At 59.9% G+C, this 8099-nt stretch carries 9 protein-coding genes; 8 read left to right on the top strand and 1 reads right to left on the bottom strand.

All coding sequences use genetic code 11. The annotated features are described in order from the left end of the window. Positions 1–4: 4 nt before the first annotated feature. The gene (dtpD, locus tag HMPREF9538_RS22835) at positions 5–1483 is read right to left on the bottom strand and encodes a dipeptide permease DtpD (protein WP_009484145.1); all 1479 of its coding nucleotides are present in this window, start codon (positions 1481–1483) and stop codon (positions 5–7) included. A gap of 267 nt (positions 1484–1750) precedes the next feature. Between dtpD and HMPREF9538_RS22840 the strand changes: the two genes are divergently transcribed. From HMPREF9538_RS22840 to nei, 8 genes are all read left to right on the top strand, one after another. After that, complete coding sequence (locus HMPREF9538_RS22840; RefSeq protein WP_004176858.1) at positions 1751–2494, top strand: type 2 GTP cyclohydrolase I; 744 nt, start codon at positions 1751–1753, stop codon at positions 2492–2494. Between the two features lie 14 nt (positions 2495–2508). After that, positions 2509–3165, top strand: coding sequence for a 5-oxoprolinase subunit PxpB (pxpB, locus tag HMPREF9538_RS22845; RefSeq protein ID WP_004176857.1), 657 nt, complete (start codon positions 2509–2511; stop codon positions 3163–3165). After that, on the top strand, positions 3159–4091 hold the full coding sequence (gene pxpC, locus HMPREF9538_RS22850) for a 5-oxoprolinase subunit PxpC (protein WP_002894923.1): 933 nt from the start codon (positions 3159–3161) through the stop codon (positions 4089–4091). The genes pxpB and pxpC overlap by 7 nt, the downstream gene beginning before the upstream one ends. Then, a complete protein-coding gene (gene pxpA / locus HMPREF9538_RS22855) occupies positions 4081–4824 on the top strand; it encodes a 5-oxoprolinase subunit PxpA (RefSeq protein ID WP_002894926.1) in 744 nt (247 codons plus the stop codon). Before pxpC ends, pxpA begins: the two co-directional genes overlap by 11 nt. Before the next feature lie 81 nt (positions 4825–4905). Then, positions 4906–5631: a DUF969 domain-containing protein gene (locus tag HMPREF9538_RS22860; RefSeq protein WP_002894928.1), complete on the top strand. Its 726-nt coding sequence runs from the start codon at positions 4906–4908 to the stop codon at positions 5629–5631. Next, complete coding sequence (locus HMPREF9538_RS22865; protein WP_004179065.1) at positions 5628–6623, top strand: DUF979 domain-containing protein; 996 nt, start codon at positions 5628–5630, stop codon at positions 6621–6623. Before HMPREF9538_RS22860 ends, HMPREF9538_RS22865 begins: the two co-directional genes overlap by 4 nt. Positions 6624–6632: 9 nt before the next feature. Then, entirely contained in the window at positions 6633–7277 is a 645-nt protein-coding gene (pcp, locus tag HMPREF9538_RS22870) for a pyroglutamyl-peptidase I (protein ID WP_020316939.1), read from the top strand. A gap of 15 nt (positions 7278–7292) precedes the next feature. Further along, positions 7293–8084, top strand: coding sequence for an endonuclease VIII (gene nei, locus HMPREF9538_RS22875; protein WP_009484143.1), 792 nt, complete (start codon positions 7293–7295; stop codon positions 8082–8084). Positions 8085–8099: the final 15 nt, after the last annotated feature.

The following is an 8099-nucleotide window of genomic DNA, read 5'->3' as shown; positions in this document are numbered from 1 at the left end:
GGAATTACTCCACCGCCAGACGGCGGGGCCCGACTTTCAGCGAATGATACAGCCAGATGACCAGCACCACGCCGACGCAGGCCAGCGCGCCCCAGGTGATCTGGCTGAAGACGGTAATGTAGGCGTCAATGGAGTAGTTCACCGCTCCGGCGGCGTCGAATGACGCCTGCGAGGTCTGGTCGGCGATAACGCCGGCCAGATAGTTGGCGATGGCCCCTGAGAGCAGCATATAAATACCGGTCAGCACCCCAGTGACACCCGGGATCTCAATGCGGGTGATCTGCGACATCGCGACCGGGTCGATAAACAGTTCGGCAAAGCCCATCACCGCCAGACCCAGCACCATCAGCGGCATGGACGACTGACCATAGGCCGCCGACCAGCGGGCGCTGAGGGTCAAAATGCAGAACCCGGCGCTCATCAGGCCCAGACCGAGGGCAAATTTCCCCCAGATGCGCACGGTGCGATTGCCGTTCACGCTCTCTTTCACCAGCCACGCCAGCACCATCCCGCAGAGCATCACCGCGAAGGCGTTGATTGACTGGAACATAGCGGTAGGGACTTCGTAGCTCATGATATGGCGGTTAACGAAGCGGTCAATATACAGGCTGATGGAGCTCCCGCCCTGTTGGGCGAAGGCCCAGAACAGCAGGCTGAAGGCGGTCAGGACGACGATCAGGCGCAGATCCTTGCGCTGTTTATCGGTTTCGGCGCGCAGGTAGATCCGCGCCAGTACCGCGAGGCCAATGGCCGTGGCCACGATCAGGGCATACACCGACCACTCCTGCCAGAACAGTACCGCAATCAGCAGCGGGGCGGTAACCAGCAACACCAGCAGCCAGCCCCAGTTTGGCAGCAGGAAGCGGCGCGCGCACAGCGCCTGGCGGTTGACGCCAGCGGTATGCTGGAAATGACGGTTGCCGCAGAGGAAAATCACCAGCCCCGCGACCATGCCGATGGCCGCCAGGGCAAAGCCCATCGCCCAGCTATACTCCTCCTGTACGTAGCCGCAGGCGATCGGCGCGATAATCGAGCCGATATTGCCGGCGGCATACATCAGCGAAAAGCCGCCATCGCGACGCGGATCGGCGGGTTCGTACAGCTCGCCCAGCAGACAGCTGACGTTGGATTTAAACAACCCGTAGCCGCAGACGATGATCGCCAGCGACAGGTACAGGAAAACCGGAGCGGTTTCGCTGGCCCCGAGCACCAGATGGCCAATGGCCATCAGCAGCGCGCCGAGCATGACCGCCATCCGGTTGCCTAACAGCTTATCGGCCAGATAGCCGCCGAGGATCGGCGTCACATAGACCAGCGAACAGTAGGCGCTGAACAGGGCGTAGGCATGGTTATCGTCATATTTGAGCTGATTGGTGAGATAGAGGATCAGCAGGGCGCGCATGCCGTAAAAGCTAAAGTACTCCCAGATTTGCAGCGCCACGACGTAGTAGATCGCCCGCGGCTGCGATGATGTTGTCTGCATATGAAGTGTGTTTCCTGGCGTAAAGCGAAAGTCGATCGTTCTGCATGAATAGCGATTTATCAGTCATATTCATGGCTTGAGGGGCTTTCTGATTATTTAATATGCTTTATTAGTGCATAAATATACACTAATGCGCGGCGGGATGAATAGACAAATTGCGGGATTCGTTAAAAAGTCATGGTCAGTGACGGTCGCGGACTATCGACGACCCGAATGGATATGGTTATGTTATGCCTTTGTATAACCTGATTATCTGCTGGAGTGGCGATGAAAAATAGCGAACTGGAACAACTGATTAACGACAAGCTCAATAGTGCGGCCATCAGTGACTTCGCCCCTAACGGTCTGCAGGTGGAAGGACGCGAAACGGTGCACAAGATCGTCACCGGAGTGACGGCCTGCCAGGCGCTGCTGGATGAGGCCGTCCGTCTGCAGGCGGATGCGGTGATTGTTCATCACGGCTATTTCTGGAAAAACGAATCGCCAGTGATCCGCGGCATGAAGCGCCGTCGCCTGAAAACCCTGCTGGCCAACGATATCAATCTCTACGGTTGGCACCTGCCGCTGGATGCCCATCCGGAGCTGGGCAATAACGCGCAGCTGGCGCATCTGCTGGGGATTAACGTGCTCGGCGAAATCGAACCGCTGGTGCCGTGGGGCGAGCTGTCGATGCCGGTTTCCGGCCTCGAACTGGCCTCGTGGATCGAAGCGCGACTGGGGCGTAAGCCGCTGTGGTGCGGCGATACCGGGCCGGACACCGTCAGCCGCGTCGCCTGGTGTACCGGCGGCGGCCAGAGCTTTATCGACGCCGCGGCGCGCTTTGGCGTGGACGCCTTTATCACCGGCGAAGTGTCGGAACAAACTATTCACTCTGCCCGCGAGCAGGGCCTGCATTTTTATGCCGCCGGCCACCACGCCACCGAGCGGGGCGGCATTCGCGCCCTCAGCGAATGGCTGACGGAAACGACCGATCTGGATGTTACCTTTATTGATATTCCTAACCCTGCCTGACGGGAGAGAAGAAAGTGCAGCGAGCGCGTTGTTATCTGTTAGGTGAAACGGCGGTGGTCCTGGAGCTTGAGCCTCCGGTGACCCTGGAGAGCCAAAAACGTATCTGGGGCCTGACGCAGCGGTTGACCGATCGCGAAGAGGTGGTTGAAGTGATCCCGGGGATGAACAACATCACCGTTGTGCTGCGTCGTCCGCAGGAGATGGCGTGGGAGGCGATTGACAAGCTGCAGCGCTGGTGGGAAGAGAGCGATGCGCTGGAGCCGGAATCCCGTGAGATAAGTATCCCGGTTATTTACGGCGGCGAGGCGGGGCCAGATCTTGGCGACGTCGCGCGCCATAGCGGTTTGAGCGAAAAGCAGGTGGTCGAACTGCACTCTTCGGTGGAGTATATGGTGTGGTTTCTGGGTTTCCAGCCGGGGTTTCCGTATTTTGGCGGCCTGCCGGAGCAGCTGGCGATGCCGCGTCGCGCCGAGCCGCGCGTACTGGTACCGGCGGGATCCGTCGGTATCGGCGGATCGCAAACCGGTATTTATCCGCTGGCGACGCCGGGCGGCTGGCAGCTGCTGGGGCGCACGCCGCTGGCATTATTCGATCCAAAACGTGAAGAGCCGGTGCTGCTGCGTTCCGGCGATCGCGTGCGCTTTGTGCCGCAGAAGGAGGGGGTATGTTGAAATTTATCCGCGCCGGCATGTATACCTCGGTACAGGATGGCGGCCGGGAAGGCCAGCGCCAGTGGGGGATTAGCCGCTGCGGCGCGCTGGATAAACCGGCGATGACCATTGCCAATCTGCTGGTGGGCAATGCGCCGGAGGCGGCGGCGCTGGAAATTACGCTGGGTCAGGTCGATGTGCAGTTTACCCGCCACTGCTGGTTCGCGTTGACCGGCGCCGCCTGTGAAGCGACGCTCGACGGCGCGCCGGTCTGGTTGGGCTGGCGAATGGAGGCGAAGGCCGGGCAGCGGCTGGTGCTGAAAAATCCTCAGCATGGGATCCGCAGCTATCTGGCGGTCGCGGGCGGTATTGATGTCCCTGAAGTTTTAGGTTCCCGCTCTACCGATCTGAAAGTCGGTATCGGCGGAATCGAAGGGCGCCGGTTGCAGGATGGCGATCAAGTGAAGATTGGGAAATCGTCCCGCCGCTTTAGCGCCTCGCGCGGCGTTAAACAGCTGCCGATAGGCAATATTATTCGCGCGCTGCCGGGGCCGGAGTATCACGAATTCGACAGCGTGTCGCAGGAGTCTTTCTGGCGCTCGCCGTGGAAGCTGAGTCCGCAAAGCAACCGTATGGGCTACCGCCTGCAGGGGCAGCCGCTCAGGCGCACAACCGACCGGGAAATGCTCTCTCATGGCCTGCTGCCCGGCGTGGTACAGGTACCGCATAACGGCCAGCCGATTGTGTTGATGAACGATGCGCAAACCACCGGCGGCTATCCGCGTATAGCCTGCATTATTGAGGCCGATATGTACCAACTGGCGCAAATTCCGCTAGGTCAGCCGATCCATTTCGTCCCCTGTTCGCTGGAGGAAGCGCTAAAAGCGCGCGCCGACCAGCAGCGCTACCTTGAACAACTGGCCTGGAGATTAAGCGATGAAAATTGATTTAAATGCCGACCTCGGCGAAGGCTGCGCCAGCGATAGCGCGCTGCTGCAGCTGGTCTCTTCCGCCAATATCGCCTGCGGCTTTCACGCCGGCGATGCGGTTCTCATGCAGCAATGCGTGCGCGAGGCGCTGAAAAACGGCGTCGCTATCGGCGCACACCCGAGCTTCCCGGACCGGGAAAATTTCGGTCGAACCGCGATGCAGTTACCGCCAGAGACGGTCTACGCCCAGGTGCTGTACCAAATTGGCGCGCTGGCGGCAATCGTACACGCCCAGGGGGGCGAGCTGCGGCACGTCAAACCGCATGGCATGTTGTACAACCAGGCGGCGAAAGAGCCGCCTTTGGCCGACGCTATCGCCCGTGCGGTGCGCGATGCCGACGCCGACCTGGTGCTGGTTGGGCTGGCGGGCAGCGAGCTTATCCGCGCCGGACAGCATTATCAGTTGACGACGCGCCAGGAAGTCTTCGCCGATCGCGGCTATCTGGCCGACGGCAGCCTGGTGCCGCGTAGCCAACCGGGCGCGCTGATTGAGAGCGAAGAGCAGGCGCTGGCGCAAACGCTGGAAATGGTGCAGCACAACCGGGTGCGCAGCCTGAGCGGCGAATGGGCGCATGTAAAGGCGGAAACGGTCTGCCTGCATGGCGATGGCGCTCACGCGCTCGATTTCGCCCGACGCTTGCGCGCCGCGTTTGCCGGGCGGAATATCGACGTCAGCGCGGACCTCGAGTAATAGTCCGCCTAAGTTATTAATAATAATTAAATCAAATAATTAACAACACTCACAATACTCACAACTGAACAGGACGTTATTATGCAAGAGGCGATATCCCTCTGGCCGCTAATCGGCATTGCCGTGATTGTGGTCGGTTTTGTATTACGCTTTAACCCGGTGCTGGTGGTGATTATCTCCGGGATCGTCACCGGCGTGGCGGCGCATATGCCAATAGCCACTATTCTGGAGAAACTGGGCGAGGGCTTCCTGAATACCCGTAATCTGCCGTTTATTCTGCTGCTGCCGCTGGCGGTGATCGGGCTGCTGGAGCGCCATGGTCTGAAAGAGCGGGCGCAGGCGTGGATCGCGAAGATCCATAGCGCGACCGCCGGACGTCTGCTGATCGTCTATCTGTTTGTGCGCGAAGCCACCGCCGCTCTGGGGTTGACCAGCCTCGGCGGACATCCGCAAATGGTGCGCCCGCTGCTGGCGCCGATGGCGGAGGGGGCGGCGGAAAAGCGCTTTGGCCCGCTGCCGGGCAATGTACGCTACCGCCTGCGCGCGATGTCGGCGGCAACCGATAACGTCGGGCTGTTCTTCGGCGAAGATATTTTTGTCGCCTTCGGCGCGATCATCTTCATGCACAACTTTATGCTGGAGTCGGGTGGGATCCAGACAGAACCGTTGCATATTGCCCTGTGGGGGATCCCGACGGCGATCTGCGCCTTTCTGATCCACGCCGCGCGCCTGTGGCGACTCGATCGCCATCTCCAGCGCGAGCTGGACCGGATAAACGCCGGACAGGCGAAAGGCGGTGCGGCATGAATTTCCAGCAAACCTATTTATACTGGCTGGCCGGAGCGGTACTGCTGGTCGTGGCTATCATGTCCTGGCGCGACAAAAGCAATCCGCGGCGTCTGACAACCGGTCTGTTCTGGGGCCTGTACGGGCTGGTGTTCTTGCTCGGCGACTGGACATATCAACTGGTGGGCGATAAGCGTACGGTGAATATCGCTGTCGGCGGGGTGGTGGTCGTCCTGGCGCTGATCGCCGGTTTTGGCGGCGTGCGCCTCGGCAGCTACCATCAGCGTACCCAGGAAGAGAAAACCACCAGCGCGAAACGCCTCGGCAACAAACTTTTCTTTCCGGCGCTGGCGATTCCGGTCGTCACCGTCATTGGCGTACTGCTGTTTAACAATCTGCCCTCATGGCAGGTGGCGCTCTTCGGGCCGGGCAACCACGCGACGCTGATTACTCTGTTCTCGATGACTGTCGGTACGCTGATTGGCCTGGCGATGGCGATTCGTATGACGCATGAAACGGTGGCGCAGCCAATGCAGGAAGCGCGCCGTTTGCTTGATTCCGTCGGCTGGGCCTTTATCCTGCCGCAAATCCTCGCGGTGCTGGGGCTGCTGTTTACCGCAGCGGGCGTCGGAACCAGCATTTCATGGCTGACCGAGCACTATCTGGCGGTCGATAACCGCTTTATCGCCGTGGCTGTGTATGCCATCGGCATGGCGGTGCTGACAATGGTGATGGGCAACGCCTTTGCCGCTTTCCCGATTGTGACCGCCGGAGTTGGCATTCCGATTTTAGTCCTGCAGCACGGCGGCAATCCGGCGGTAATGGCGGCGATTGGTATGTTTTCCGGCTACTGCGGCACGCTGATGACGCCGATGGCGGCGAACTTCAATATTGTCCCGGCGGCGCTGCTGGAACTGCCGGATAAAAACGCGGTGATTAAAGCCCAGATACCGACCGGTATCCTGCTGCTTATCGTCAATGTATTCTTACTCTATTTCCTGATGTTCCTGTAAGGAGGGATGATGGCTGGCGTATTGATTACCGGTTTTGAGCCGTTCGGCGGCGAAACGGTTAACCCTTCATGGGAAGTGGTTAAGCAGCTGGATGGCATGATTATTCGCGGACAGCAGGTGGTGGCTAAACAGTTACCCTGCGTATTCGGCGAAGCGCTGACGGTGCTGAAGGCGGCGCTGGAAACCTATCAACCGCGGCTGACGATTGCCGTCGGACAGGCCGGCGGCCGTGTCGATATTACCGTCGAACGTGTAGCGATCAATGTCGATGATGCGCGGATCCCCGACAATAAAGGCCTGCAACCGATCGATGAGCCGATCGTCGCTAATGGCCCTGCGGCCTGCTTCAGTACGCTGCCGATCAAAGCGATCGTTAGCGCGCTGCGCCAGCAGGGGATCCCGGCCTCGGTGTCGCAAACCGCGGGCACCTTCGTCTGCAATCACGTGATGTATGGTTTGCTGCATCAGCTGCAGGGAAAAAGCGGGCAGAAGGGCGGTTTTATCCATATTCCGTATCTGCCTGAACAGGCGGCGGCCCACCCCGGCGAGGCGAGTATGTCGGTCGCGACGGTACGCGAGGCGCTGGAAACGGCGATTGCCGTCGCCCTTGAACAGGATGACGATGTCAAAATTGGCGGCGGCGCCACCCATTAACAGAAGGATGACAGTATGCCGGAAGGTCCGGAGATCCGCCGTGCGGCGGATAAACTGGAGGCGGCAATCAAAGGCGAACCCTTAACCAACGTCTGGTTCGCCTTTCCTCAGTTGCAACCCTATCAAACTCAGCTAACTGGTCAGCGGGTGACCCATATCGCCACCCGCGGCAAGGCCCTGTTAACCCACTTCTCCGGCGGATTGACCCTGTATAGCCATAACCAGCTGTACGGCGTCTGGCGTGTGGTGGATGCCGGCGTTGAGCCGCAATCGAACCGCGTACTGCGCGTCAGGCTGCAGACCGCCAGCAAGGCGATTTTGCTCTACAGCGCGTCGGACATTGATATCCTCACGGCGGAGCAGGTTGCCAACCATCCGTTCTTGCTGCGCGTCGGACCGGACGTGCTGGACATGACGTTAACCGCGGAGCAGGTGAAAGCGCGGCTGCTGTCGGCCAAATTCCGCAATCGTCAGTTTTCCGGCCTGCTGCTGGATCAGGCTTTTCTTGCCGGGCTCGGAAACTATCTGCGGGTGGAAATTCTCTGGCAGGTGGGATTAAGCGGTAAGCGTAAAGCCGCTGAACTGAGCGACAGTCAGCTGGATGCGCTGGCGCGCGCGCTGCTCGATATCCCGCGGCTGTCCTATCGTACTCGCGGTCTGGTGGATGACAACAAGCATCATGGCGCGCTGTTTCGCTTTAAGGTCTTCCATCGCGATGGGGAAAGGTGCGAACGCTGTGGGGGAATCATTGAGAAGACGACGCTCTCCTCGCGGCCATTTTACTGGTGTCCAGGATGCCAGCATTAAGCCGGCTGGCGGGCG

This window comes from Klebsiella sp. MS 92-3 (assembly GCF_000195655.1).
GTDB lineage: Bacteria > Pseudomonadota > Gammaproteobacteria > Enterobacterales > Enterobacteriaceae > Klebsiella > Klebsiella pneumoniae.
This window is presented reverse-complemented; position numbering and strand designations above follow the sequence as displayed.